Origin of the sequence: Pseudomonas sp. M30-35, assembly GCF_002163625.1 — a bacterium.
Taxonomy (GTDB): Bacteria; Pseudomonadota; Gammaproteobacteria; order Pseudomonadales; family Pseudomonadaceae; genus Aquipseudomonas.
In genome coordinates this window covers 2,911,703-2,937,293 of record NZ_CP020892.1, presented here as the reverse complement: position 1 = coordinate 2,937,293, position 25,591 = coordinate 2,911,703, and the positions used below count along the sequence as shown (strand labels likewise).

The following is a 25,591-nucleotide window of genomic DNA, read 5'->3' as shown; positions in this document are numbered from 1 at the left end:
TCTTTGCTTCTATTATTTGAATTTTTTAACGCGTTGTATGCACAATTTTTGGCGTACGACGTCAGAGGTCATATTTATGCGATTTAATATCGTCGGTTTATTAGTTGCATTGCTTTCAATGTTATTTATATCCACTGCTCAGGCCGGTATTACCTTAGGCCAAACCCGCGTAGTGTTCGAGGCAAAGAACAAAGAAGAAAACCTCATCGTCCGTAATGAGTCGGATCGCCCAATCCTGGTGCAATCCTGGCTCGACGGCGGTAAAGGTAGCGATACAAACATACCGTTTGCTGTTACCCCACCTTTGACCAAAATGGGTGGTAAAGGTCAGCAACTGTTACGAATCCTCTTCAAAGGCAGCGGCTTGCCCCAGGATCGTGAGTCAGTGGTGTGGCTGAACGTTCAAGAAATTCCGTCGGAAGCCGTCGGCAAGAACACTTTGCAAATTGCCGTGCGTCAACGCATCAAGGTTTTCTATCGCCCAGCCAATCTGGTCGGTGAGGTTAAAGATGCACCGTCCAGCCTGCAATGGACGTTGGATAAAGGCGGTAAGAGCCTGAGCGTCCATAACCCCAGCGCCTACCATGTTTCCACCTTGCAGACAAAGTTGGGGCTAATCGGCCAGGAAACCATGGTGACAGAACGCCAGATGATCGCCCCGGGTGAAAAGCTGAGCTTTCCCCTGGCCCATGCCGTCTCCAGCGCCAAGACCGACTTGAGCTTTGTGAGCATCAACGACTGGGGCGGCCAGCAGACCTTCAAGGCTGCCCTGCAATCGGGCATCAGCGCCCAAGCGAAGTTAGTCGCCCAGTAACGATCCCTTTCACGAGCCGAGTCGAGCGATAACGCGAGTTATCGCCACGGGCTTCGTTTGTCTCGAATAAGCAGAACTCAGGTTTTCATCATGCGCAAAAAAACGAAACGCCTCGTCGTTAACCAAGGTTTTCAGGCTCCACACTGGCGGCTGTCTCAACTTACCCTCGCCATGGCGCTGGGGCTTTCGGGGCAGGCTTTTGCGGAGGAGGGTGAAACCACCAAAGAGTTTCCGTTGCTGGCGTACAACATGGCCTTTGTCCAAGGCCTGGGTCAGCCGGAAGACCTCAAGCAGTTCATCGAAGGCAACAGCGTTTTGCCCGGTGCTTACAGGGTGGATATTCATGTCAATCGCGCACTGAGCGGTCGGCAGGATGTGATGTTTGAACAACGGGCCGACGGTGAAGTCAGCCCCTGCCTGACCTTTGAGATGTTGCGTAATCTGGGTCTGGATATGGAGGCCTTGATCGCCGCCGGTAAGCTGGACGCCGATATTGCGCCGACCACCTGCATCGACCTTAAGGCGATCATTCCCGAGGCGAACGTCGACTACGAGCCCAACCTGTTGCGTTTGAACATCAACGTCCCCCAGGCCAGCATGTCCCGAGCTTCCCGGGGTTATATCGACCCGGCACTGTGGGATGAAGGCGTCACTGCCGCGTTCAGCAATTACAGCCTTAGCGGTAGCCGTCGCAAGAGCGACACCGGCAGTAATGACTCGATGTTCCTGAATATGCGCAACGGCTTGAACATCGGCCCTTGGCGTTTGCGCAATGAGTCCAGCTATTCCGACAGCAGTTACGGTAAAGGCGAGTTCAACAGCAACCGCAACTACGCCCAGCGCGACATCACCAGCCTGAAAAGCCAGCTGACCCTGGGTGAGACCTATACCAACTCGGATATTTTCGACAGCGTGCGTTTCCGTGGTGCGCAACTGGGCTCGGACCTGGCGATGTTGCCCGAGAGCGAGCGCGGTTATGCACCTGTGATACGCGGCGTCGCCAACAGCAATGCTACGGTGGAAGTCCGCCAGAACGGTTACGTGCTGTACAACACCAACGTTTCCGCTGGCCCGTTCGAGCTGACGGACATCTACCCCACCGGTTCCAACGGTGACCTGGAAGTCGTTATTACCGAGGCTGACGGTCAGGTGCGCACCTTCACACAGGCGTTTGCCTCGTTGCCGGTCATGACCCGTAAAGGCACGTATCGCTACAGCCTGGATGTGGGTCAATACGACGACTTGCGGGAGGACAGCAACAAGCCGCTGCTCGGTACGGGTAACCTGGTGTACGGCTTGACCGACGACGTGACGGTGTTCGGTGGTTTGATGCTCAGTGACGGCTTCAGCGCCGCCAACGGGGGGGCCGGTATCAACACGCCGTTTGGCGCGGTGTCGGTGGATGCCACCCAGTCCAGCAGTAAGACCCGCCAGGGCGACAACACCGGGCAGAGTGTGCGCTTCCTGTACAGCAAGACCCTGTCGGACACCAACACCACCTTCACCCTGGCCGGCTACCGTTACTCCACCGAGGGTTATCGCACCCTGGGCGAGCACGTGGACGACGACAGCCGCGAAGTGGGCGACCAGCCCCGAGGCCGCGCCCGTTCCAAGTTCAATCTGACGGTCAACCAAAGCCTTGGTCGTGACCTGGGTTCGTTGTACCTCTCGGCCAGCGATCAGGATTACTGGAACCTCAACGGTCGTACCCGCACCTTGCAGGCCGGTTACAACGGCCACTGGCAGACGGTGAACTACTCGCTGAACGTGTCCCACAGCCGTTATGCCGACAATTTTAGCCAAGGCTACAACACCGGTTCGACCCGCAATAGCGATACCCAAGTGTCGGTGAGCGTGTCCTTCCCGTTCGGCAGTGAGGCCCGCGCACCCCGCGCCAATCTGTACGCTACTCATGACAGCTACGGCACCAGCACTCGCGGCAGTGTTAGCGGTTATGTAGCCGGACGCGACGATGTGACTTACACCGTGGGTGGGGGGCGTACCGCTTCGGGGGAAACCAGCGGGGAGGGCAACATCAACGCCAAGACCCCATACGCTAACGTCGGCGCCGGTTACAGCCAGGGTTCGGACTACAAGACCGTCAACCTCAGCGCTCGGGGTTCGGTGGTAGCCCACGGTGGCGGCATCAACTTCGGTCAGCCGGTGGGCGAAACCTTCACCCTGGCCGAAGTGGAAAACACTCCAGGTGTGAAGGTCGGTAACTATGCAGGCATCAAAACCGCTGGTAACGGCTATGCGGTTATCCCCAATGCCCAGCCATACCGGGGCAACTGGGTCAACTTGAACACCCAGGACTTGGGGGGCGACGTGGACCTAGAAAGCACCAGTCAGCAGGTCATTCCTCGTCGCGGGGCAATCACCAAGGCAAGTTTCAAGGCCAAGACTGGTCGGCGCCTGGAAGCGATATTCACCCAAGCTAACGGCGCGAAAGTCCCGTTCGGTGCGGTGGTGGAAAACGAAGCTGGCCAACAACTGGCCATCGTTGATCCACGGCAAACTGCTCTGGTACTGCTGGAAAAAAACGAAGGTTCGCTGAAGGTGAAGTGGGGTGAAGAAAGCTGTTCGGCGACTTATTCCTTGGCCGAGGCCAAAGTCGGCGAGAACTACCAAAGCCAGACCTTGATCTGCCAATAACCGGTACCCGCTCCTTTCGCGCCAGCTAGCTGGCGCTTTTTTTATTCTCGTCATGAGGGCTTGCGATGAGACTTTTACTAATTGAAGACAACGCCTTCATGGCTTATGACACCCATCGCTGCGTCAATCTGCTGGGGATCTTTTCTATTACGCTGTACGCCACGGTCGATGAGGCGCGGCAAGACCCGTTGCGTTCTGGCGAACCATATGACATCGCGTTATTGCGTCAGGGCGTCGATCCGCAACAGGATCTGATTCGCATCTGGCAGCTGCATAAAGAGCTTGGGGTGGAGCATATTTTTCTGACGGGCATTTATGACGATGCGCTGCGAAATGTTTTGCTGCGGGCGACAACATCGCTGGAGTTACCACTGCACGACATCTTGCGTTTGCCGTTGAAACAGTCGGCACTGCACTTCGCCCTGCAGCCTTACCTAACACCTGAGTGCGTCGCTGCCGTGGGGCATTACTGATGGACAGCAATGTGGTTTGGCTCGACTCACAGCTGTTGCTCAACCAGGTGGTGCCAGTTTACCAGCCGATCATCGAGCTGGAGACGTCCCGGGTGGTGGCGTTTGAAGCACTGGCGCGATGGGTGCACGGTGGCGGGGCGGTTTCCCCCGAGGTGTTTATTCCGGCGGCTAGAAAGGCTGGGTTGCTGGATGACCTGACCTTGGTTATTTGCCAATACGTATCTCGCAATATCGACCTGTTGGGTGCGATCAGCATCAACCTGGAATTGGTACAGTTGGGTAACCCTGTGTTGATCGAAGATATCTGTCAGGTGTTTGGCGAGCAGGGCTTGAAGCGGCTGCACATTGAAATTACTGAAGTAGGAGCGGTTGATGTTGACTTTGCTCTGGCCCGGGCAGGCATGGAGCGTTTTAAAAGCCTGGGGGTGGGGTTTTCGCTGGATGACTTTGGCAACGGGTTATCTAACTTTCAGCGTCTGTGCGAGCTGCCTGTTGATACTTTGAAAATCCCCCGCAACTTGATCGTGGGCATGACTACTCAGATGCAGAGCCAAGCGTGCGTCGATGCCACCTTGAACCTTGCTCAAGTGCTGGGCTTGAAGACCATTGCCGAAGGTGTGGAATGTGTGTTCCAGCGCAATGCGCTGAAGAAGATGGGGTGTACCATGGTGCAAGGCAATTGGTACTCCCGACCCCTGGATGCTCAATGCGCGGCTGACTACAAACAAAAACGTCTTGGGCTTGGTTGATGCTCGTTTAGATATTGTGAAAAACTTGTACGCCGCCAATGCCCATGGTTTTGGCGGCTTCTATCTAGTGGCAGGTCTTGGGTAACGGGTACGCCGTATCCGCCACACGCCAAAGCTCTGGCCGACTCCTAGCTTAGCGCCTGGGGGCAGGAAGAAAAAGTTCAGCCGAATGTCACCATTAAACAGATATTTAACGGTGGACATCTTTTTCAACGTGAATATGCAGGCTTCATCGAGGTTCTTTAAAGCCGACTGACGGGAGCTTGTTCCCGTGCCGGCTCATGAAAGCGCCGTGCAGTCTTGTAGCTACGACGCCAGTAGCTGTTCTTCAGGGTGTCGATTTTTACGTTCTTACCTGTGCGCGGCGCATGTATGAAACGCCCGTCGCCAATATACAAACCGACGTGGTTGATCCGACCTTTGCCGTTACGGCTGAAGAACACCGCATCTCCAGGTTTGAGCTTGTCTTTGGCGACGGCTTTGTACGACGCGTTCATCATGGCGGCAGTGGTACGGGGTAGTTTGATGTCGGCCTGGTTGAGAAACAGGTAAACCAGCAGGCCGCTGCAATCGAAACCGTTTCTGGCCGATGTGCCGCCCCATCGATAAGGGGTGCCGATCAGCTCATGGGCTCGATCGATAATGTCAAGCATAACGGGCGTGGATACGCTATTTGATGGCTGGGGTCTTTCAGGCGTAATAGGCCTGCTGGAAGCATCGTCCATTAAAGTTAGAAGCATCGCCAGCAAGAAGGGTTTATAGGGGGTAGGCACGATTTATACTGCATAAAAAACTGGCAAGCAGAATAAAAAAATCCCTGGTATTTATATGTCGGTCTCGTCCTACTTATTATGTGAGGCTGGCCTGATTTTCAGACGTGCGAGGTGAGTACTTTATGTTAAAGGATGGCTGAGGGGCTTGTCGGGTGATTTGTAATGTTTTTAGATACGTTAAGAGTCAGTCGCAATTAATCAATATGCATTCTATTGTCCATCTGAATAGTCCCATTACTTGCTGCGATATGACCAACGCCGGGTGAGATGATATCCGTGTGGAGGTATCGGCGTCGCTTTATATACTGCAGTCGTTAACTCTTAACTATTAGGCAATCCGTCTCAGTAGCTCCGCGGCCGATGAACGTATATCGACCCTACTGACTGATCCGTAGTTTGTAGAGAGGGCTGTTGTTGCTAAACCATAAGTGCCTAGTAGGCACACCGTCTGGAAACAATTAATGGTAATAGTTTGTTACAGGTCGTGCGTGAGAGCTTATTGATGATGCATGCCTGTTTTATCGCGGTTTCACATTTACGCTTCACTTCTTCGCGGTCAATCCTGGGCTGGGTGTCAGAGCTTAAATTGTTTGAGGTGCATGGGGCCATGGTCAGCGATTAAGTGCTTACAGAGACTTGGTTGCCGTTTTTCTATGGAGGTCCGTGTGGGCAGGTTTCGGTCTGGCCGGTTCTCTCGGACGCCGGTTTTTACCCTCCGGACAGTCCCTCCGTTTCGTGTCAGAACGGCCGGGTGAATAGTTCAGTCAGGGTGCCATTTGCTCTACCTCAGCCAGCAAGCATCTATCATGGGCCTGCTTGCGTTTGCCTGCTGGCTCCGCATCGGGAGGCGTATTTAGACCCCGGGAGGGTTACCAGCTTATCCTCACTCCCGTATTGCCACTTACACCTTCCAAGGTATTGGTGTCTAGGTTGGTACTGTAGTCTGCAGACAGGTATACGCTGACCGAAGACGACAATCGTGCAACCATACCCATTCCGAGATCGAGCGAGGAGGATTTGTGCTCGCTTTTGATCCGGTCAACATCGTCGTAAGTCACTGTGTCACTGCCGCCAAAGGTGCGCCAGGCGTTCGCTCGCAGGTAAGGTTCGACAGGCGTGTTCTGCACTAGATAACGCCCCTTCAGGCGTGCGCCAATGCGACCCGTCCAGTAGTCTTGTGAATCAAACGAGACTTTTGAAATTCCATCGTTCTGGCTGTCCATATCGATCTGCTGGTTGATCACCTGCACCTGCGGCTCTACCACCCAATGCTCAGAAACTGCAATCGGGTAACCGGCTTCGGCAGACAGAGCCAAGGCATGGCCCTCACTGTCCATTTTCACGCCACGGTCGGATTTGTTATCACCGTCTAGGCGAGTGCCCATGGCCACTAGGTCCACGTACCAGCCCTTGGGATCAGTGAGGGTCCAGTAGGCACCCAAGTTGTCGCCGTCGAGTTTGACCCGTCCCGAGTGGTGGTCATGAAAGCCTTCGGCAAAGCCTTTGACATCCCCCCGCAAGCGGGTCTGACCGACAAACAGGCCGAAGCGCTGGATCTGTCCACCACTGGTTTCGGCGGCGTACAGATCATGACCGACCTGATAGCCCTTGATAGAACCGTCGAAACTGGGTGATACGGTGCCTGACCAACTCTTGTTGAAATCACTGCCGTAGGCGCGCCCCCAACCGGCGGGGACTGCGCCGGTTTCACCTAATAGGCTTTGTTCACCCTGGCGATCATGGAAGGTACCCAGCGCTTGCAAGGTCATCAATTGCGCAGCTGGCACGACGACTGAATACACCGGCACCTCCAAACGATACAACGGGATCGGATCGGCGCCCGCCACTGCCGTCGGTAATGGCGGAGTGGTGACGGCAGGCTCCGGTGATACTACGGCTGGCACCTGGCCAGGTGGTGGAGCAGGAGGCTCGACCGGTGCGACAGGCTGTGGGGTCGGTGGCTCCACGGACGGCTCATCGGGGTCGACCACAGGTGGCGTCGGCGGAATGGGTGGCACAGGCACCACCACGGGTGGTACCGGAGGGGTTGGCGGTACCACAGGCGGTTGTACCGCAACCACGGAGGAGCGCAGGTACCAGTTGTTTTCCGAACCTGCGGTAACGCCACCCTTGAACAGGTAGTACTGGTACGCCCCTGCAGAGAGCGAGCCCTTCAAGGCAAAAGCATTGGTGCTGCTAACCGCACCGTTGACTGCTTGGACGACTTCAATCCCGTTGTTTTGCGTAAGACCACCCAAGCCGCCGAGATTGGTTACCGCCAATTGGGTATTGCCACTGATAATGCCATCGGAGACCACCAGTTTGTCAGTAGCAGAGGTGTCGTCACCCAGCACAGTTTGCAGCCACAACTGACCGTTGTTGCCGACATAGTTGCCATACACCGTCAGCGAGTCGGTGGCGCTGTTGCTGCCGGTGGTCATATCGATGGTACCGGAGTTGTTCAGTGTGGCCCGTTGACCTGCGGTATAGGGGCGGATGTTGCCTTGGGTCACGGACAGCACACTGCTGCTGTCGATTGAAAGCATTCCGGTATTGCTGGCGTTGTCGCCGAGGAAAAAATTCCCTGCTAGGCCGAAGTGTGAATTGTTGTTGAGGTTGACGGTTTCCCAACCGATATATCGGGAAGCCATGCTGGAGGTGGTGTTATCGAAGGTCAGTTGATCACTGCCTAGACCTCCATCGATGGACGGTGTAGTACTCAGCAGGCTTTCGCTCAGGCCGCTGAGCTGCGCGGTGTCGTTGCCATCGCCCATCAGCACGGCGGAGTTGATCTGGCCGCCATTGAGCCAGTTGAAGGTGTCATTGCCGACGCTGGCGCGGATCTGGCCGTCAATTACGCCACCGCTGACGGTGATGCTGTCATCACCACCGCTGGTGCTGATATTACCGCCGATGGTGCCGCCCGACACTTCAATCCTGTCGATGTCAAATCCGGTGACAAGGTTGCCAAGGATCGTGCCGCCGGACATGAGGTAGATATTTTTGTCCAGCTTCATGTTGACCCGGCCGATAGTGCCGCCCGTCTGTTGCGCCACATCGCCATCGTCAAAGGCACCGACGATGATGCCGTCGGTCATCAGGAAGGTATCGCGGCTATCACCCTGGGCGAGAGACTCGATCTGCCCGCCACTCATGACAAAGTCGTCGATGCCATTGCCTTGGGAGACCGCGCCTGTGACCGTGCCGGCACTGATCTGAAAGCGATCGTTGCCGTCGCCCTGATTCACGGCTCCCACAATGCTGCCGGAGTTTATGTCGACGAAGTCGGCGCCGGGCCCGGTGGTAATGTTGCCGTTGATGGTGCCAGTGCCGCCGGCTGGCAGGGTCAGGGTGTTGTTGCCCTCCAGATCAGTTAGACCGGTGGCGCTGCTGCCACTGTCGCATACATAAGTGTCGACGCCTGGACCGGGTGCGAGTATGCAAGCTGCCTGAGCTTGTTGCATGGCCAAGCTTGTAAGGGAAAGCGCACCGACACCCAACAGGCGAGGCTGTAGACAGAACCGTTTCGTGCGCATAAGGCTGTCCCGTAATTTTTTAAGAACTGCACTGGGTTTAGTACACGCTTTCCACGTTGACAATTAATTGTTGTCGTTTTTGATAGTGGGGATTCGATTGTCACAGCACTCAATTTATCGTCGTCGCGCAACCCCCAATCAGGACCGCCCTGTCAAGTAGAACTGGTTTATGCCTGTCGTTTGGGTGGGATGTCGCGGTGCGGGTATTAAGGTCGCGGCAATAGGTCCGTCTTCGATTATCTGAAAAGCTGTTTGCCTCGAGCCTGCTGTTAATAATGGACTGGGTGAGTACATCTCAGTGGAGTGGTTATGATATTGCATTATTGTCTATTCAAAAAATTGCTTTTTTGTCAGGGCATCTGGTCGATTGCTCTTAGCGTATTACGATGAAATAGCCTGAAGTGCCCAACGATCCATTACTGCTACTTCTCGGCCTATCAAACACCTGTTGGCTGAATAGCGGCAGTTCTTTAATTTAATAATCTCTCCATTTTTTAGTTCGGGTTCACCTGTTCTGAGCAGAATTGACTCACTAAATCGATAGAAGCTTCCGTCTCTTGCAATATGTCCAAGCTTTCTGAGGAGTTCAATTGCTGCGTCTAATCGCTCGCTATTGGCTCGCTATTGGCTCGCTACGGCCTAAACGGTGAGTACTTCCGGGTTTACCTACTGCTGAAACAGGTCTATCCGCAGGCAGGGCCGTATTACAACGGCGATCACCTCATCACGCTTATTTAGGGCGCTTATTACTACATTTGCGGCTTGGTCGAGCCTGCAATCCTGACTCCACCAGTTACATGTGCATGGAACCGCTATGCTTCAACCGCGCTTGTGCGTGGGACAGGGAAGGGGTTACTCGGCGAGCGTAAAGATCCAGAGCGACCGCAAGATAGTGCCATTTGCCTTGGGCTCAGATGTAGGTGATATCGCCACACCAGACTTGGTTTGGCCCCTCGACAACTAACGCCCGGCTCAGGATATTTGATATATCAGACCGCTCGACAACGCCGAGTGATTCGATGAAGCTGCAATGTTGTTTGAGCATGAGGTGGGCAGCCTTGCGTTTGAATTTTGGGTAAAACGTACGACGTTGTGTGGTCATTTGACACCTCGATCTAGTGAGCACTCTCACCTAAGCGTGTGTCCGGTTTCATTAGACCACTCCATAATCCGGCGCCGAGGCCAAGCCTAGCCCTACCCATTGCCCAACAAATCCTCAGTTCTTTGCATAAGAAGCTTCACGCATAGTTAGTCCTCACGAACAGACGCCGTGTTTAGATGGATTTCATCTTTTGAGTCACGGACCATTTTCTGTTTATGGATCGAGGAGGTTTTCTCGAATAACAATAACAATACAGCGCACGCTTGCTATGCAAGCCGCGTCGGTTACTGGGTTATGGCCCAGCTAATTGGAGGAAATGTATATGCTTAAAACTTGTGCAGCATCCGATGCTCTACAAGAAGAAACCAGCGGGCTCCACGTACCTCTAGTTTGGCTAGAGTTTGCGGTTGGGTTGATCTTGCTGGGAGCCGCCGGCTATTACATGCATGGTGCGCTTATGCTTCCCAAACCCTTGAACGTTCATGCACTCGGGGCGGGTGATTTCCCAATCATTATCGCAACTGGATTGTTGGGAGCTTTACTACTTCTTCTAGCGCTCAGTCTGGTGAAAATAATCAAGGGCGTTCAGACCACAGTCGTCAGTATCAGTAGGCCGTTAGCAATTAGCGTTGGTGTGCTGGTGCTGCTAGGGCACGCAATGTCGCTCGAAACCATTGGAGCTAGCGTCAGTACTGCTGTGTTTGCTGCGTTAATAATGCTGGTCTCAGGTGAGCGCAGACCTATGCCTTTACTGCTTATTCCATTGGCATTGACCGTTGGAGTTTATCTGGTCTTCTCTGTTGCCCTTGGCGTTCCGTTTCCTTAGGTATCCCTTATGTTCGAGAATCTAATGCTTGGGTTCAGCGTGTTCGCTGACCCGATGGTCCCTATTGGTCTGATTGTGGGGGCGCTGTTGGGTTATATGATCGGCGCCGTGCCGGGTCTAGGCCCTAGCCTGGGCATCGCACTCTTAATCCCTTTTACCTACACACTAGATCCAGTCGTCTCCATTGTGACCTTGGTATCTTTGTATGCTGCGGCCGAATACGGTGGCGCTATCTCAGCGATATTAATCAATTCACCGGGTACAGCTGCTGCGGTTGCTACCTCCTGGGACGGATACCCTTTGACGCTCCAAGGCAAGGCCGGGGTCGCGTTAAATATCTCTATTGTTTCATCCGGCATCGGTATCTTGCTCAGTACACTTTGTCTTTTCGTTACTGCCGTGCCGCTGTCTGAATATGCATTGAATTTTGGCCCCACCGCTTATGTGGGACTGGCCTTAGTAGGTTTGAGTCTTGTCTCAACTTTCTCCGGCGATGCTCCGCTCAAAGGCTTTATTGCTATGGGTATCGGTTTGGCGCTGGCAACAGTAGGGCTTGATACTCAGACCGGCGTACCGCGATTTAGCGCTACGCCTGAGTTTTTTGAAGGGCTTCCGTTGGTGCCGGTTTTGCTAGGACTTTTTGCCCTATCTGAAGTGTTATTTATGATTGAAGCCGGGCCGGCAGAAAAGAAAAAGAGTCAGCCATTAAATGGTATTTTGGTGGTGCCGATGAGTACGTTCAACAATATGAAGATGCTGTTCATACGGAGCTCGATTTTAGGCTATGTGATCGGCGTTATTCCCGGTGCCGGCGCATCCATTGCCTCATTCGTGTCCTATGGTGTTGCAAAGAAGTCGTCTAAAACACCTGAAGCCTTCGGTAAGGGAAGTTATGAAGGAATAGCCGCATCAGAGACCGCAAATAATGCGGCTGTATCCGGTGCTTTAGCGCCACTTTTGGCGTTGGGTATTCCGGGCTCTCCGACAACTGCAATCATGATTGGCGCACTGATGATTCATGGTATTCAGCCAGGTCCATTGCTCTTTACTACGAACCCAGAAATCCCTTACACCATTTTTGCTGGGTTGTGGTTGGGTGTGCCCGTGATGATTTTGATAGGGCTTTTTGGTGCTAAATTTTGGGCTAAGGTTGCTGACATCTCCCGTCCAGCTATTGCCGCCATTGTTGCCAGTATCTGCTTTATTGGCGCATATGCATCAGAGAACTCACTGTTTCCGGTGTACATAACGCTCGCGTTTGGCGTTGTTGGCTATGTGCTGCGTAAAGCACACATACCTCTGGCCCCAATCATCTTGGCGCTCGTGTTGGGAGAGATGCTAGAAAGTAACTACCGTCGGGCAATGTTGATCTCTAATGGAGACTTCAGCATTTTCTATACCAGTTCTCTGACCATGATACTGCTAGCTATTGCGCTTCTGTCTTTCACCCTGCCAGGGGTTCGTAAGGCCATAGGTTGGTCGCGTAAAAAAACGAGCTAATTTCTCTGAGTCAACCGCATTAACGCAGTCGTTCGGGCTGCGTTAACATGCCCTAAACGTTGCCTACGTGTATCTCCAGGTGCAGGCATGGATATCGCGGCTACAAAAAAACCTGTTCGCTTTGGGCAAACAGGTTTTTTTGTAGCCGTTTAACGACGAAGTTTCTGGTCTGTTAAAAAACCATCGCGTAGGGAACCGAATGACCGTACAGAACCTGTTCCAATAGCTTATCTTGGGCAGAGGAGGGGAGAACAGTCGACGCGAGCTCGTTGAATTTCGCTATTAGTTCATCATCGGTCAACGGGTCCTCAGGATCACCTTTGCGGGTCGCTTGGAAATGCTCTATCTCTTGGCCTGAATTGAGCTTTATTTTTAGCCTAGCCATACGCTTGCGTGGATATCCCGCCGTTAAATCTACAGCTTCATCGACAGCGACTTTTTTCATCAGCTCGCGAATATCGGATCTATCAAGATTGTCTGCATCAAAAGCACTTAAGCGTACACCGCCAAGCACCAATTGGGCGGCTACGCAGTACTGCATACTAAACCGTGCCTCCTGTGCGGTGCGCGGATCCGGGCGATCACACATTCGTTTGGTTGCGTTGTAACCTTCGACCTGAATGGATAGCAGCTCTTCGGGCTTGATTGCACCTACTTGTAGTAGGTGCTTGAGGCCATCCAGTGCAGGGAATATATGCCCGCAGCAACCGTGGTTTTTTACGGTCATCCGAGTGATAGGTGTCCATAGGCCAATGCCTTCTAGTGCCGCATTCCAATTGCCTGCAGACTGACTTGTGGCAGCCGCATAACCGTTTTCAGCATGCAGGCTGTCCAAGGATGCGGTAATACCGCTGACGGCCGAAAGTCCCGCTAAAATACCAGCGTCCGCCGCATGGCCAGGATGCAACGCTTTTGCCATCCCTTGTCCTTGTAAGTTTTGCTGATGCCCACCCGCAAAACTACTAGCAATGGCAATTGCGTGAGCGATCTGTATCTCCGTACCACCCTTCAACATAGCAGTTGCTACAGCCGCTCCTATGGTGCCAACAGTCGCGGTGGTGTGCCAAAAAGTGTAATGACTCGGCTGGATAGCCAAAGCTAATCGGCATCCAACCTCGTAGCCAGCAATAATGGCTCGATGTAACTGATTAAGCGGGGCACCGATGTCTTGTGCAACGGCCAATGCGGCTGCAATAGTCGGGCTGCCAGGGTGATAGCCACCGTCTTTAAAAATATCGTCGAACTCTACGATATGGCTCGCTGTAGCATTGATAAGTGCGGCATGCCGGGCTGATGCAGTCGTCCCATCAACATAACAAACAGCTCTTCCTTGGCTAGAGCCTGAGCCTAAGGTTGAAGCGAGTAATGTCGCGGGAGGCAAGACAGTGCCAGGCAGGGTGGTTGCAAACCAATCAAGTATCGCTCGTCTGGTTGCCCATTCCACGTCTGCCGGTATATCAGCAAACTGCCACTGAGCAGCCGCATTAGCTAAAGCAATAAGTGGGTTACCCATATTCTTACCTCATCAAACAATAATGCCAACTAAACAGCCTGTTAAGGTCGTTTAGCTGGCATACAAAAGGCTTATCAAACTAGTAGTGTGCTTGCGTGCACTATCCACTAACGCTTAAGTATCAACACATCAACCTGCAGCTCCGCTCTTGCGCATTGCTTGTATCTGCAGTGCGTCATAACCAAGCTCTGCGAGTATTTCATCGGTATGTGCTCCTAGTGGCTGAGGCGGCATGGTTATTTCAGTTCCGCTTTGCGACATGCAAAATGCAGCAACCGGCACTGTCAGACCATCAACACGATTACCAGGCACTTGGTGTTTATGCAGTACTTTACGCGAGGCGACCTGCTCATCAGCTAGAGCCTCCTCCATACGCCTGATTCTGGAAGCAGGGATATGCCGTTTTTGCAAAAAAGTCTCCCAATAGTCTGCAGGCATTGTTCCAATGATCTTGGTTAGCACTGCGGACTCTTCAGCATGAGAGTCGAGCCGTTGATTGTTATCGGTTTTAATCATGTCCTCACGGCCGAGTGCGGTCCAAAGGCGTCGTTGTTGAACCAAGTTTGATGCGGCTATCATCAACGAAGCATCTGATGCGGCGTAAGCACCTATAGTCGCGAAAGGGAAAACATTACCTTTCGGCTCAGGGTGCTTACCGTTCCACATAAACCCTGTGATGTGAGAGCTGGATAGAATCAGTGCCACGTCTAACATTGACACATCAATGAACTGTCCTTTTCCGCTGCTCCGTTCACGCTGATACAAAGCCGTGGATATAGCAAATGCGGCGGTTGTACCGGTGGCGTAATCAACCACAGGTGCACCACTTTTAAGTGGGTTGCCATCCCCATGACCGGTCATTGCCATCATTCCAGAAAAGGCTTGAATAACATTGTCGTAGGCGGTTAGTTCTTTGCGGGGGCCGGTGGCGCCAAAGGCTGATATCGAGCAGTAGATTAGCTTTGGATTAATTTTCGACATTTCTTCGAAGCCGAGCCCTAACTCGTCAAATGCCCCAGGTCTATAGTTTTCTACAAAGACATCGGCAGTGGCTATCAGGCGCTTAAGTGCTTCACAACCTTCTGGATTCTTTAAATCGAGCGCCACCGTTTTTTTATTGGAGGCTTGCGACATAAACGCCGTTCCCATGCCTATATCATTCAGCGCCCTGTCTGAACCCTGCATACGGGCTTGATCGGGGTCATCAGGGGACTCGATTTTGATTACTTCAGCACCCAATACAGCCATTTGATAGCTAGCGAATGGGCCAGCGAGTACGTGTGTCGTGTCTATAACACGAAGCCCTTCAAATACTTTGGACATAGGCTCTCCAACCTGTGAGTTGCTGGAACGATGAGGCCGCTGACGGGGTATAAGATAAGAGTGGTCACTACCTAGAGTACAACCCCCTTGGCCTTGCTCGGTTCTAGCGGTGTTCTGCTCTAGCACAAGCGCTGTAATTGACTTGCCATAGGCAAGTGCTATTTCAAACCTGCGGCCTTGAGTTGTTTGTCAGCAGTCTCTGTGGCTTGGTGCACAAGCTTTGTGTACTCAACCGGGCCGAGCCAGGAGTCCGTTACGCCAGCCGCTCGTGCATAGGTTTGATACTCATCACTTTTCATCGCTTGATGAATTGCATCAGCTATTTTTTGCTGGGTTTTGAGTGGCATATTGCCAGGGCCAAAGAAGCCGCGTACTTGAACCCAGCTAGTGTCGACTTTGTAACCCTGCTCATCGAATGTTGCTAGATCAGGCAATGCGCTTAGGCGTTTTGTACCCATCACGCCAAGGCCTTTGATTCGATCAGCTTTGAAGAATGCTTCGAGAGCCCCAAGGTTTGAGACCGCTACATCGATATGGCCACCCAATAGAGCAGCAGTGATATCAGGTGTTGACTCAAAGCCAACCCAGTTGACCTTCACCTCCGCGTTTGACTCCAACATGGAAACTGCAATCTGCTGCATTGAACCAACAGGCCCGAAACCGCCAACATTGACTGTACCCTCGCGTGCTTTGGCTACCAGATCGTCTAGGTTTTGAAGCTTGGAGTCTTTTCGAACAAATAAAATAATTTCATCTTCTTGAGCAGAAGCAATCCAAGAAAAATCATCGAGCGCGAACACGCCATTGAGGTTTGTCAGCATGCTGGTGAAGTGAGTCATGGTGTTGACTGCGATGGTTTGCCCATCAGGCTTAGCAGCGCGAACACGTGCCATTTGCGATGCGCCGCCACCGCCTGGTGCATTAATGATGACCAGTTTTTCGCCAATGATTGGCTCTAGATTTTTGGCCAGCGTGCGAATAAATATATCAGCAGTTCCGCCAGCTTTGGTATGCATGATTACGTTGACGGGGCCCTTAGGCCACTCATCGTCAGCATGCGCTGTACCTAGCATTGAAACAGAGAGCAGGGTGCTCAGTGCAACAGCGACAGTTTTGAAAAATAACCGCTGTTTAAACCGTAATTCACGTGCCATGGCCTTAGGCCTCCTAATTGTTATTGTTGAAGTTCTTAGGTCAGAGCGATGCTCCGGAACTCTTCATCAAAGGTACATAGGTGGTGCGGGGCAATGGAACTGAGCATTTATCAGTCATGGGTATAGCTATGGTTGGGTAAGGCTCGCATGGCTTTGACTATTTGTTATCCCCCAACGTTGTAATATCAGCCAACCTCGGTAGAAGACGCAGGTGCTTCTAGGCTGCTATGCATCCACGCCAGAAACTTCAATAAAGGCTCTGATGGTGGAATGTTTTTGGGCCAAGTCAGGTAGTAAGCCTCACCTGTCTTGCAGGTGGTTTCGAAAGGCGCAATGAAGCTACCGTTGAGGATTTGACGTTCAACAAAAATCTTAACCGCAATGGCCATCCCCAGATTCATTGACGCCGCCTCATAAGCCAGCGCGGAGTTATCCACACGGATGCCTGGTGTCTGTTTGAAATGCGCCCCAGCAGCAGAAAGCCATGAGGTCCAATCGTTCGGCCGAGCCGTTGAATAGAGAAGCGGAACCTTGGCTAAGTCATTGACGGACTGCAGCTTCCTTGCGGCTAACAACCCGGGGGAGCAAATCGGAATAAGCTCAATATCAACAAGCTTTTCTGAGTGAAGATGCGGCCAGTCACCGTGGCCAGACAAGATTGCGGCATCTATATTTTGTGCCTCAAAATCAACGGGAGCGGTAGAGGATGACAGCCTAACTTCGATGTTTTGGTTGGTCTCATGGAAGTTTGCCAGTCTAGGGATCAGCCAGCGCTGTGAGAAAGTCGTATACGACTGGATAGACAGTAAGTTCCTGTGCGCGCGGCGCGATACTCGCCCTGCGGCATTACTAATATCTTGAAAGGCGGTTGATATACCTTCGTAAAGCTCTTTGCCTTCACGAGTCAGCTCAATGCTGCGGTGTAGGCGCCGAAACAGTGCGATGCCTAAATAATCTTCGAGTACCCTTACTTGGCGGCTAACAGCCACTTGAGACACATTTAGCTCATCTGCTGCATGAGTCAGGCTGCTAAGGCGGGCCGCTGCCTCGAAGGCTTTCAGTGGATTCAGTGGCGGGAGAGGGTACTTCATAGGAACACCCAGAATTCGCCATGATCGAAAGCATCCGTTATGAGTATCTTGGAGCGGTTTGGATCCGCTGTAGGTAGTGTCATATAAGTGAGCCTTATGCTAGTAAACAGTGCTTATATAATTGTTAGGTGCTGATACTATATTTTTATAAATGTCTGCTATTTTCCGCTAATCGCTGTGCCAACGTCCTGTTTCTATTGAAAAATCCTTGGTCTGCTCTACTCCAAAACCTATTTTCTGCATGCGCAGAAACCTGCTTAAACTTGATCATTCTTATAGACGGTCGATCGCTTCTGTTTCGGCACAAAGCCAGTCTAAAAACATCTTTGCTTTAGGCGCGACGTGGCGAGGTGGGAGCACGGCAAAGTAGCCTAGATCTCGTGTAAGTGGTAAATCAAACGGCCTCGTTAGCAGGCCCGAAAGAAACTCAGCCTCAAGCAAGCGAGTCTGCCCAATCGCCACGCCAAGGCCCTCAATTGCTGCTTGGTAGGCAAGTAGGGAACTTGGTAGCGGTGGGCTTGTGTACTTTGCTAAATGGCCAAGTTCAACATGCTGCAACCAATCCGGCCAATCAGAGCTTCGATAGCGTGAGTACAGAAGTTTGAATCGCTCTAGATCTCTGGGCGAACTTAGCTGATGCGGAGCTAGTAATAGCGCTGGACTGCACACAGGCTCAATGATGTCGCGAAATAGAAGTACAGAGTGCCCGTGGTGGGCTCGACCATCTCCAAACTGGATGGCAATGTCGACTTCGTCCCTTTCGAACACCACGGGCTCAACGGAGCTGGTGATCAGCACCTCGATATCTGGGTGACTTTGCTCGAATTTATACAAGTGGCGCAGTAGCCACTTGGCAGCAAAAGTCGTGTAGGCAAGTACCCGCAATGGGGGCTCTTTTCTAATACCTCTTAGCTCAGCAGTCGCTGAGGCGATTTGAGCAAACGCTGGCCCCACTCTTTGATGATAAGCCTGTCCGCTTTTAGTCAATGAGACGCCTCGGGCTTCACGCGTGAAGAGCTTAACCCCTAGGTATTTTTCTAGTACTCCTAGCTGCCGGCTCACGGCCGACTGCGTAACGTGCAGTTCATCCGCGGCTTTTGTCAGGTTGCCAAGCCGGGCAACCGTTTCAAACACCTTAAGCGGGTTCAATGGAGGTAATGACTTGAATGCCGGGGACTCTTTCACGTTGCATTCCTGGAGAATAAAGCAGTCAATTCGTAACCGCACCGAAGTTACGATGTCGTGACGAGCGTCAAGCTATGACTCAACGTGATAGTAGTCGAGTTGAAGCAGTAAGGGATGCTCGAGGCTTTATACCGGACATTGCGTAGGGCAGGTACTGATAATGTAACGCTCAGCAGGCAGGCTGTCTGCTGAGCGTTGGAGCGTTCGGCGGTGGTGAGTCAGAACAGTGAAATCGAGTAGCTAGCTATTAGCCGGTTTTGATCAATATCATTGCCACCACTACTGCGGTAGGTGCCGTTGCGCCATTTAAACTCAAGATTCTTGAGTGTACCGCTCTGAATTCGGTAAGCAATGTCGGTGTTGCGTTCCCATTCAGCTGCATTGACACCTTTGCGCTCGAAGTTATCTCCTCTGATGTACCGCGTCATAAAACTGAGACCAGGCAGGCCGACGCCTGCAAAATCGTAATCGTAACGCAGTTGCCATGAACGCTCAGACGGATTGGCAAAGTCAGCAGACATCATCACGTAGTTGACTAAAAAGGAGGTAGTTCCATTGATATGTGGAAACCCTGTGTCGCCTTCCATCTGCTGGTAGGCCGCGGTAAAGCCATGACTTTTGAGCTTATATTTGAGGAGGACGCCAAATGCTTGGTTATCAACATTACTTTGTTCGTCGTTGCTGGAGTGCGCGTATCGCAAGTCGGTGGTGAGTGAGCGTTGATCAGCTAGCGGCACGGTATACAAGGAGTTGACTATGTGTTGTTTATAGTTACCTTCGAGAAACCCGTAGTTGTATTCAGTTGTTAAGTTTTTTGACCATGCGTATTCCAGGCTAGTGAAGTCAAAACGGTCAGTAGCTTTTCCGCCTGTGATACCACTTCCGGCAACAGTCATGTCGTCTAGGCTGCTACTGTTACGTAAGCTGTTTTGTGTTAGCCGGCCGAGATTAAATGTTAGCCCCTCAACTTCATTCATAGTTAGGTGAGTGCCCTGGAAACTCTGTGGTAGTAGACGTGAATCGCTGGGCAGGACGGTTTTCAGCTTTGGGATGAATGTGCCAGTTTTTAGATTGCTATTTGAAACTCGTACTTTAGCGGTTGCTCCCAACTGGCTATATTCGTCAGGTGCTTTATGACTTCCGACTGGAAGCAAACCGCTGTTTTGTCGGTCGGGGCCAGAGTCGAGTTTAAGGCCCAATAAGCCGATAGCGTCGAGTCCGAATCCCACAGTGCCTGCGGTATAACCTGATTCATATTTAACAATAAAACCTTGAGCCCATTCTTCGCGTTTTGATTGACGCGCCGCCTCTTGGCGGTAATCGCTGTTGAAATAAAAGTTACGCAGTTGTACGGTCGCTTTGCTGTCATTTATAAACTCAGCGTGGGCATGAAGTGTGGGCAAAGTTAGGATGCCTGTGGCCATGAGTAGACGTACGTAAGTTAATTGTTTTATCGACATTTGTTGATCCTGCATCGTTTATTGGTTTTTGTTAGTGCAGTTAACGTGCGGCGGGTCGGAGCGTGCTTGTGCACGGACTCCATTGGCGATAGTCGTGCACAGAAATCAACTCGACAAATTCCAATTGATCACTTCGGCATTACATAACCTCATATCTTATGGGGTCAGGTCATCCCTTTTGGATATTTTAATACGGGGTCTTCGGCGTGCTTCAGCAGGCCAAAGGCAACACCTGAGGCCTATAAATAAAGTGAAGTTTCGTGAAAAATTCCCAAAACAGATGTTGGCCACTAGGCATAACTATTAGTTAGCCAAACGGACAGTTTTACTCTCTTGTGTGTCGTGGTCGCAGACTGAAAAATGAGAGCACGCTTTGGATGAGTCGCTGTTGTTGATTGGTTCAAAGCATTCCCAATCAAAATAAGAGGCCATTTATGAGTCAGCCCGCTCTCATCGAATACAAGCAAGAAAATGGAATAGCAATTCTCACGTTAAACCGCCCTGAAAAGCGTAATGCGATGAGTGATGCAATGCGTGCTGAACTTGTGGAGATGTTGATTTCAGTACGCAAGAATCCGGGCATACGTGCACTCATTATTACTGGAAGCGGCAAGGGCTTTTGTGCGGGAGGCGATATTGCTGGCATGAAATCCCGAATGGATGCAGACCCAGCGACAGTCGGCTTCAACGGATGGGAGCGTCAGCAAGGCGTTCATTACGCAGCAGCATTGCTGCTCAATCTGCCTATTCCAACTATTGCGGCTGTTAATGGTTCTGCAGCTGGTCTGGGGGCTGATCTTGCCTTGTCATGTGATTTCGTTATCGCATCTGATACGGCCAGCTTTAGCTGGGCATATATTGCTCGCGGCCTAGTGCCTGACGGTGGTGGCATGTATTTCCTGCCTCGCCGTGTAGGGCTCGCCCGTGCCAAAGCCTTGATTTTCAGTGGTCGCAAAGTGGCGGCTGAAGAAGCCGTTGCCCTTGGTATCGCAGACCAGAACTGTGCCGGCGACTCACTGCTAAAGTGTGCGGTGGATATGGCTGATGAGATGAGTTCCGGCTCACGAACAGCCATTGCACTGACCAAATCTATTATCAACCACAGCTACGAGATGTCAGACAGCCAAGTGTTTGCTGAAGGCAGTAAAGCCCAAGGTATTTGCTACACATCTTCAGAGCACCGTGCGTCGGTACAAGGCTTCCTTGAGCGCAGCAAGGAGGGCGCAGTATGAACGCAATGGAAGCGCTACATAACCCGAAAAGCGTCGCAGTAATTGGTGCCTCTGCTGACCCGACCAAAACGTCAGGTCGTCCTATTGCCTACCTGCAAAAACATGGGTACCAAGGCAAAATTTTCCCTGTGAATCCGAACGCTACCGAGTTACATGGTTTGACCTGTTATGCGAATGTAGAGGCTTTACCTGAAGCGCCTGATGTTGGCCTAGTGCTTCTTAACGCACAACGAAGTATTGAGGCTGTAAGTTCACTGGCCAAAATTGGCTGCAAAGCCGCTATCATTCTCGCAAGTGGCTTTGCTGAATCAGGTGAAGAAGGTGTAAAGCTTCAACAAGCCTTGAAAGACGCGGCAGGTGATATGCGCCTGCTAGGTCCAAACACCATCGGTTTAGTCAACCTGACCAATCGGATTCCGTTATCTGCTAGCAGTGCGCTGGAGGTCGGTGATCTGAACGCTGGCCACGTAGCAGTTGTCTCGCAAAGTGGCGGTATATTGGGTGCACTGCTGTCGCGTGCAGCAGGGCGTGGTATTGGACTTTCATCTTTAGTTTCGACCAGTAACGAGGTCGATCTCGATGTCAGCGATTTTATTGATTACCTAATCGACGAGCCGTCTACTCAGGTTATTGCGCTCTATCTTGAAAGTATTCGTAACCCTCAGCGTTTTCGCGAAGTTGCCACTCGTGCTCGCAACGCCGGCAAGCCGATTGTTGTGTTCAAAATTGGTCGTTCTGAAGCCGGGGAGCGAGCTGCTAGCTCCCATACCGGAGCGCTCGCAGGCGAAGACCGAGTTTATGATGCGTTCTTCCGTGAGCTTGGTATTTTACGCGCGAATACCTTTGACGAGTTTTTAGATATCCCAGCAGGGCTTGTTTCAGGTCGCTCACTTGTGGGCCGCCGTGTAGCTGTACTGACCTCGACTGGAGGAGCAGGCACGCTAGTTGCGGATAGCCTAGGTATGAGCCAGTTCGACACGCCTGCCCCAGACTTTGAAACCGCTGAGCAACTGCGCAAATTGCAAGGCAACACACCAGCAGCATTGGATCGTAACCCCATTGACGTGACTCTTGCAGGGTTGCAGCCAGAGCTGCTAAGAAAAGCAATCAACATTCTACTTCGCAGCGATAGCTACGATGCTTTAGTCGTGATTATCGGCTCATCCGGTCTGGCGATGCCCGACTTGGTTGTTAATGCAATTCAGGACAATCTCTCGAAGAGCAGCAAGCCAGTTCTGGCTTATGTCAGCCCTTATGCACCTGATACTTTGAAGCGCCTTAATGCCGCCTTGATCCCAGGTTTTAGCACTCCTGAAAGCTGCAGTGCAGTGCTGGAGGGGATGTATAAAGTTGCTCATTACTCGGCCGTGTCTGAAACACCACTATCAACTGAGAGTGACAACAGCCTTGCCTCTCTTCCAGATGGCGCATGTGACGAATTCGTGGCTAAGCAGTTGTTTTCCAAAGCGGGTATTTGTGTGCCGCAAAGCAAGATCGTAACTTCTCGTGAAGAGGCGATTGCTGCAGCTGACTCTCTGGGGGAACCGGTTGTTCTGAAGGTGCTGGATGCCGCTTTGATGCATAAAAGTGACATTGGTGGTGTTGCACTGAACCAGACGGTTGCAAGTATTGGCTCACGTTTTGAGTTGATGAACGAGCAATTGTCTAAGCATTTGCAGCAAGTACCCAAAACATTTTTAGTCGAGAAAATGGTTGCCGGCGGTCATGAGTTAATTTTGGGCGCCAATAAAGATCACCTAGGCGTCGCTATCCTGCTCGGTGCTGGTGGGGTCACTGCGGAGTTATTCAAAGATACTACCTTACGTATTCTGCCCACCGTCGGAGGCCTTTCACTCGAACAGGCTAAAGAGATGATGCGTGAACTAACAACATGGCCGCTGCTTGAAGGTTACCGCGGAACGCAGCCGCGTGACATTGATGCATTGGCACAGGCTATTGTTGATTTTTCTGCATTGGTTGCAGGCTTAAGCGACAAACTAGTGACAGCCGAAATTAATCCACTGTTTGTCATGCCGAAAGGCGAGGGCGTAGTGGCCGCCGATGCTGTACTGGTTCTTGAGGGCGACACAGGTGTTGGGTCGCTCGGAGATCAGACTCATGCATAAGCCTAATATTTCAGGGCGGGTGCATTTGATAATGGAAGATGACGTCGCGGTTATCATTATCGATAACCCCCCTGTCAATGCCAGTACAGATGCCGTTCGAAAGGGGATTTTGGCGGCGCTGGCGGGTATTGATGTTGCTACTACCCGTGCAGTATTGCTAACAGGTGAAGGTCGCAACCTGATGGCAGGAGCTGATCTAGCAGAGCTCGAACATGAGCCAACTGAGCCGACTTTACCCAGTGTCACCGCTGCGCTGACGGACTTCCCGTTGCCAGTCATTGCATTAATCAAGGGGCACACCCTAGGCGGTGGCCTAGAACTGGCTATGGCGTGTGATCTGAGACTAGGGGCGCCCAAGGCAAGTCTTGGGTTGCCAGAAGTTACCGTCGGCGTGCTACCGGGCGCAGGCGGAACACAACGGTTACCGCGTTTGATCGGGCTGTCGGAAGCACTTTCAATGGTTGTTACCGGCAAACCGATCGACGTACGTAATGCCAAACAGTTGGGTTTAGTCGATCATTTACTGACCGAGAGCGAGCCTGAAGCTCAGCATCAAGAAGCGCTCAAGTTTGCCCGTGACAACAAGCTCAGCAAACGAACCCTTAGCGATGAGCCTGTTGAGTTGGCCGATGAGCTTTCGATCTCGGAACAAGTCGAGCAACTCTTAAGGCGTGCCAAGGGACTGCCTTCAGCAAGGATTGCTGCGCAAACAGTTTTAGACTCAACTCGTCTGAACTTAGCAGACGGTCTTGCTCATGAACGGCGCCAGTTTCTCACACTGCGCGGTAGTGAGCCTGCGCAAGCGCTGCGGTATGTGTTTTTTGCTGAACGTGGTGAAGCGTTAGCAAAGTCAACGGCTTTTGAACCGTTGCCCATAAAGCGTGTAGCGATTATCGGTGCCGGTACGATGGGGATTGGAATTGCATTGTGTGCTATCAATGCAGGCTACAGCGTTGATCTAATCGAGTTGAACGCTGATGCGCTTGAGGCTGGGATTAGTCGGATTCAACACGAGTTGGATAATGATGTAAGTCGACAACGTTTGAGCGCTGAAAAACGTGACTCGGCACTGGCCAAGCTTAATCCCACGCAGAGCATAACTTGCGTTGCAGCAGCAGACTTGGTCATTGAAGCCATTATTGAGGACCTTGCGGCCAAACAAAGCCTGCTAAAAAACCTTGGCGAGTTGGTTAGACCTGACACGCTTCTCGCGACCAATACATCCTATTTGGACATTAATGAGATTGCTGCTCAGGTGCTCAATCGAGAGCGTGTGCTCGGGCTGCATTTTTTTAGCCCAGCTAACCGTATGGCGCTGCTTGAGATCGTCAAGACGGAAAGTACTAGTGTACTGTCCCTACGAACTGCATTGGGCTTCGCTAAGCGCTTGAAAAAGAAGCCTATTATTGTAGCAAATTCATGGGGTTTTGTGGGTAACAGGCTCTACGCCGCATACCGCCGACAATGTGAGTTTTTGCTCGAAGAAGGGGCTACACCTTGGCAGGTCGATGAGGCACTTGAAGAGTATGGCTTTGCCATGGGGCCTTTTAAGGTTGCAGACCTTTCTGGGCTAGATATCGCTTGGAGAATGCGTCAGAAAATCGCAGAAAAACGCCATCTAAGTCGATACGTGGGGATTGCTGACGCGCTTTGTGAGGCTAATCGTTTTGGTCGAAAAACCGGAAGTGGTTACTACGCTTATCCCGCTAACGGAAAACCCACACCTGACTCTTACACTGAAAAGTTGATTCAGGATTACCGCGCTAGCAGCGGTATTGAGGCAAAAGTGTTCAGTCCTGAAGATATTCAACAGCGTGCGGTCTATGCGCTGATTAACGAGTCATTGCTCTTGCTTAATGAGGGCGTCTGCCAGCGACCTGAAGATATTGATATTGCCCTGGTTAATGGCTACGGATTCCCCAAATGGAGGGGTGGTCCGTTCTTTATTGCACGCCATATGTCCGAGCCTGATTTAGATAATGCCTTGCAGAGCCTTGCATCAATCAGCGGCAAGGGACACGTCAAGGGCGATGCTGCATTGGCGCAGCCATCTGTAGCCTAAGAGACGGAGATATCAAC

Annotated in this window: 17 protein-coding genes and 1 pseudogene; 9 read left to right on the top strand and 9 right to left on the bottom strand. The window is 51.9% G+C overall.

Annotation, left to right across the window (positions count from 1 at the left end):
- Positions 1-76 precede the first annotated feature (76 nt).
- From B9K09_RS13495 to B9K09_RS13480, 4 genes are all read left to right on the top strand, one after another.
- On the top strand, positions 77-814 hold the full coding sequence (locus B9K09_RS13495) for a molecular chaperone (RefSeq protein ID WP_087517310.1): 738 nt from the start codon (positions 77-79) through the stop codon (positions 812-814).
- A gap of 90 nt (positions 815-904) precedes the next feature.
- On the top strand, positions 905-3,469 hold the full coding sequence (locus tag B9K09_RS13490; RefSeq protein WP_087517309.1) for a fimbria/pilus outer membrane usher protein: 2,565 nt from the start codon (positions 905-907) through the stop codon (positions 3,467-3,469).
- A 65-nt stretch (positions 3,470-3,534) separates the two neighbouring features.
- Positions 3,535-3,942, top strand: a complete 408-nt coding sequence (locus B9K09_RS13485) for a hypothetical protein (RefSeq protein WP_087517308.1) — start codon at positions 3,535-3,537, stop codon at positions 3,940-3,942.
- Positions 3,942-4,691, top strand: a complete 750-nt coding sequence (locus B9K09_RS13480) for an EAL domain-containing protein (protein ID WP_087517307.1) — start codon at positions 3,942-3,944, stop codon at positions 4,689-4,691. The genes B9K09_RS13485 and B9K09_RS13480 overlap by 1 nt, the downstream gene beginning before the upstream one ends.
- Before the next feature lie 242 nt (positions 4,692-4,933).
- Here the strand turns inward: B9K09_RS13480 and B9K09_RS13475 are convergent, their stop codons facing one another.
- From B9K09_RS13475 to B9K09_RS13465, 3 genes and pseudogenes are all read right to left on the bottom strand, one after another.
- Positions 4,934-5,431 carry a C40 family peptidase gene (locus B9K09_RS13475; RefSeq protein ID WP_087519098.1) on the bottom strand — a complete coding sequence of 166 codons (498 nt, stop codon included), beginning with the start codon at positions 5,429-5,431 and terminating at the stop codon, positions 4,934-4,936.
- A 902-nt stretch (positions 5,432-6,333) separates the two neighbouring features.
- Positions 6,334-9,000, bottom strand: coding sequence for an autotransporter outer membrane beta-barrel domain-containing protein (locus B9K09_RS13470; RefSeq protein ID WP_087517306.1), 2,667 nt, complete (start codon positions 8,998-9,000; stop codon positions 6,334-6,336).
- A 913-nt stretch (positions 9,001-9,913) separates the two neighbouring features.
- Positions 9,914-10,048: pseudogene (locus B9K09_RS13465) on the bottom strand (IS3 family transposase); the annotation flags it as partial.
- Between the two features lie 376 nt (positions 10,049-10,424).
- On the opposite strand from B9K09_RS13465, the gene B9K09_RS13460 reads away from it, so the two are divergent.
- Both B9K09_RS13460 and B9K09_RS13455 read left to right on the top strand, forming a co-directional pair.
- The gene (locus B9K09_RS13460) at positions 10,425-10,928 is read left to right on the top strand and encodes a tripartite tricarboxylate transporter TctB family protein (RefSeq protein ID WP_157699357.1); all 504 of its coding nucleotides are present in this window, start codon (positions 10,425-10,427) and stop codon (positions 10,926-10,928) included.
- A gap of 9 nt (positions 10,929-10,937) precedes the next feature.
- Positions 10,938-12,428 (top strand): tripartite tricarboxylate transporter permease, encoded by a 1,491-nt coding sequence (locus tag B9K09_RS13455; RefSeq protein WP_087517303.1) that lies wholly within the window; start codon positions 10,938-10,940, stop codon positions 12,426-12,428.
- 172 nt (positions 12,429-12,600) lie between these two features.
- Here B9K09_RS13455 and B9K09_RS13450 read toward each other — a convergent pair whose 3' ends face one another.
- From B9K09_RS13450 to B9K09_RS13425, 6 genes are all read right to left on the bottom strand, one after another.
- Complete coding sequence (locus tag B9K09_RS13450; protein ID WP_087517302.1) at positions 12,601-13,941, bottom strand: MmgE/PrpD family protein; 1,341 nt, start codon at positions 13,939-13,941, stop codon at positions 12,601-12,603.
- Between the two features lie 129 nt (positions 13,942-14,070).
- The gene (locus tag B9K09_RS13445) at positions 14,071-15,264 is read right to left on the bottom strand and encodes a CaiB/BaiF CoA-transferase family protein (protein ID WP_087517301.1); all 1,194 of its coding nucleotides are present in this window, start codon (positions 15,262-15,264) and stop codon (positions 14,071-14,073) included.
- 158 nt (positions 15,265-15,422) lie between these two features.
- On the bottom strand, positions 15,423-16,418 hold the full coding sequence (locus B9K09_RS13440) for a tripartite tricarboxylate transporter substrate binding protein (RefSeq protein ID WP_177408665.1): 996 nt from the start codon (positions 16,416-16,418) through the stop codon (positions 15,423-15,425).
- 185 nt (positions 16,419-16,603) lie between these two features.
- Positions 16,604-17,509 (bottom strand): LysR substrate-binding domain-containing protein, encoded by a 906-nt coding sequence (locus B9K09_RS13435; protein ID WP_087517300.1) that lies wholly within the window; start codon positions 17,507-17,509, stop codon positions 16,604-16,606.
- A 273-nt stretch (positions 17,510-17,782) separates the two neighbouring features.
- A complete protein-coding gene (locus tag B9K09_RS13430) occupies positions 17,783-18,694 on the bottom strand; it encodes a LysR family transcriptional regulator (protein ID WP_087517299.1) in 912 nt (303 codons plus the stop codon).
- A gap of 218 nt (positions 18,695-18,912) precedes the next feature.
- A complete protein-coding gene (locus tag B9K09_RS13425) occupies positions 18,913-20,154 on the bottom strand; it encodes an OprD family porin (RefSeq protein ID WP_087517298.1) in 1,242 nt (413 codons plus the stop codon).
- Positions 20,155-20,588: 434 nt separating this feature from the next.
- Here B9K09_RS13425 and B9K09_RS13420 point away from each other — a divergent pair, with 434 nt between their 5' ends.
- The 3 genes from B9K09_RS13420 to B9K09_RS13410 are packed head-to-tail and all read left to right on the top strand — an operon-like array spanning position 20,589 to position 25,574.
- The gene (locus B9K09_RS13420; protein ID WP_087517297.1) at positions 20,589-21,386 is read left to right on the top strand and encodes an enoyl-CoA hydratase/isomerase family protein; all 798 of its coding nucleotides are present in this window, start codon (positions 20,589-20,591) and stop codon (positions 21,384-21,386) included.
- Positions 21,383-23,512, top strand: a complete 2,130-nt coding sequence (locus tag B9K09_RS13415) for an acetate--CoA ligase family protein (protein ID WP_087517296.1) — start codon at positions 21,383-21,385, stop codon at positions 23,510-23,512. Before B9K09_RS13420 ends, B9K09_RS13415 begins: the two co-directional genes overlap by 4 nt.
- Entirely contained in the window at positions 23,505-25,574 is a 2,070-nt protein-coding gene (locus B9K09_RS13410) for a 3-hydroxyacyl-CoA dehydrogenase NAD-binding domain-containing protein (RefSeq protein ID WP_087517295.1), read from the top strand. The genes B9K09_RS13415 and B9K09_RS13410 overlap by 8 nt, the downstream gene beginning before the upstream one ends.
- The last annotated feature ends 17 nt before the right edge of the window (positions 25,575-25,591 follow it).

What these genes read in the sequence shown, in the direction of transcription:
- B9K09_RS13455 (WP_087517303.1), top strand. Translation starts at nt 10,938, where the DNA reads ATGTTCGAGAATCTAATGCTTGGGTTCAGCGTGTTCGCTGACCCGATG.
- B9K09_RS13475 (WP_087519098.1), bottom strand. Translation starts at nt 5,431, where the DNA reads ATGCTTCTAACTTTAATGGACGATGCTTCCAGCAGGCCTATTACGCCT.
- B9K09_RS13410 (WP_087517295.1), top strand. Translation starts at nt 23,505, where the DNA reads ATGCATAAGCCTAATATTTCAGGGCGGGTGCATTTGATAATGGAAGAT.
- B9K09_RS13420 (WP_087517297.1), top strand. Translation starts at nt 20,589, where the DNA reads ATGAGTCAGCCCGCTCTCATCGAATACAAGCAAGAAAATGGAATAGCA.
- B9K09_RS13470 (WP_087517306.1), bottom strand. Translation starts at nt 9,000, where the DNA reads ATGCGCACGAAACGGTTCTGTCTACAGCCTCGCCTGTTGGGTGTCGGT.
- B9K09_RS13480 (WP_087517307.1), top strand. Translation starts at nt 3,942, where the DNA reads ATGGACAGCAATGTGGTTTGGCTCGACTCACAGCTGTTGCTCAACCAG.
- B9K09_RS13490 (WP_087517309.1), top strand. Translation starts at nt 905, where the DNA reads ATGCGCAAAAAAACGAAACGCCTCGTCGTTAACCAAGGTTTTCAGGCT.
- B9K09_RS13485 (WP_087517308.1), top strand. Translation starts at nt 3,535, where the DNA reads ATGAGACTTTTACTAATTGAAGACAACGCCTTCATGGCTTATGACACC.
- B9K09_RS13445 (WP_087517301.1), bottom strand. Translation starts at nt 15,264, where the DNA reads ATGTCCAAAGTATTTGAAGGGCTTCGTGTTATAGACACGACACACGTA.
- B9K09_RS13495 (WP_087517310.1), top strand. Translation starts at nt 77, where the DNA reads ATGCGATTTAATATCGTCGGTTTATTAGTTGCATTGCTTTCAATGTTA.
- B9K09_RS13460 (WP_157699357.1), top strand. Translation starts at nt 10,425, where the DNA reads ATGCTTAAAACTTGTGCAGCATCCGATGCTCTACAAGAAGAAACCAGC.
- B9K09_RS13415 (WP_087517296.1), top strand. Translation starts at nt 21,383, where the DNA reads ATGAACGCAATGGAAGCGCTACATAACCCGAAAAGCGTCGCAGTAATT.
- B9K09_RS13440 (WP_177408665.1), bottom strand. Translation starts at nt 16,418, where the DNA reads ATGGCACGTGAATTACGGTTTAAACAGCGGTTATTTTTCAAAACTGTC.
- B9K09_RS13450 (WP_087517302.1), bottom strand. Translation starts at nt 13,941, where the DNA reads ATGGGTAACCCACTTATTGCTTTAGCTAATGCGGCTGCTCAGTGGCAG.
- B9K09_RS13435 (WP_087517300.1), bottom strand. Translation starts at nt 17,509, where the DNA reads ATGAAGTACCCTCTCCCGCCACTGAATCCACTGAAAGCCTTCGAGGCA.
- B9K09_RS13425 (WP_087517298.1), bottom strand. Translation starts at nt 20,154, where the DNA reads ATGTCGATAAAACAATTAACTTACGTACGTCTACTCATGGCCACAGGC.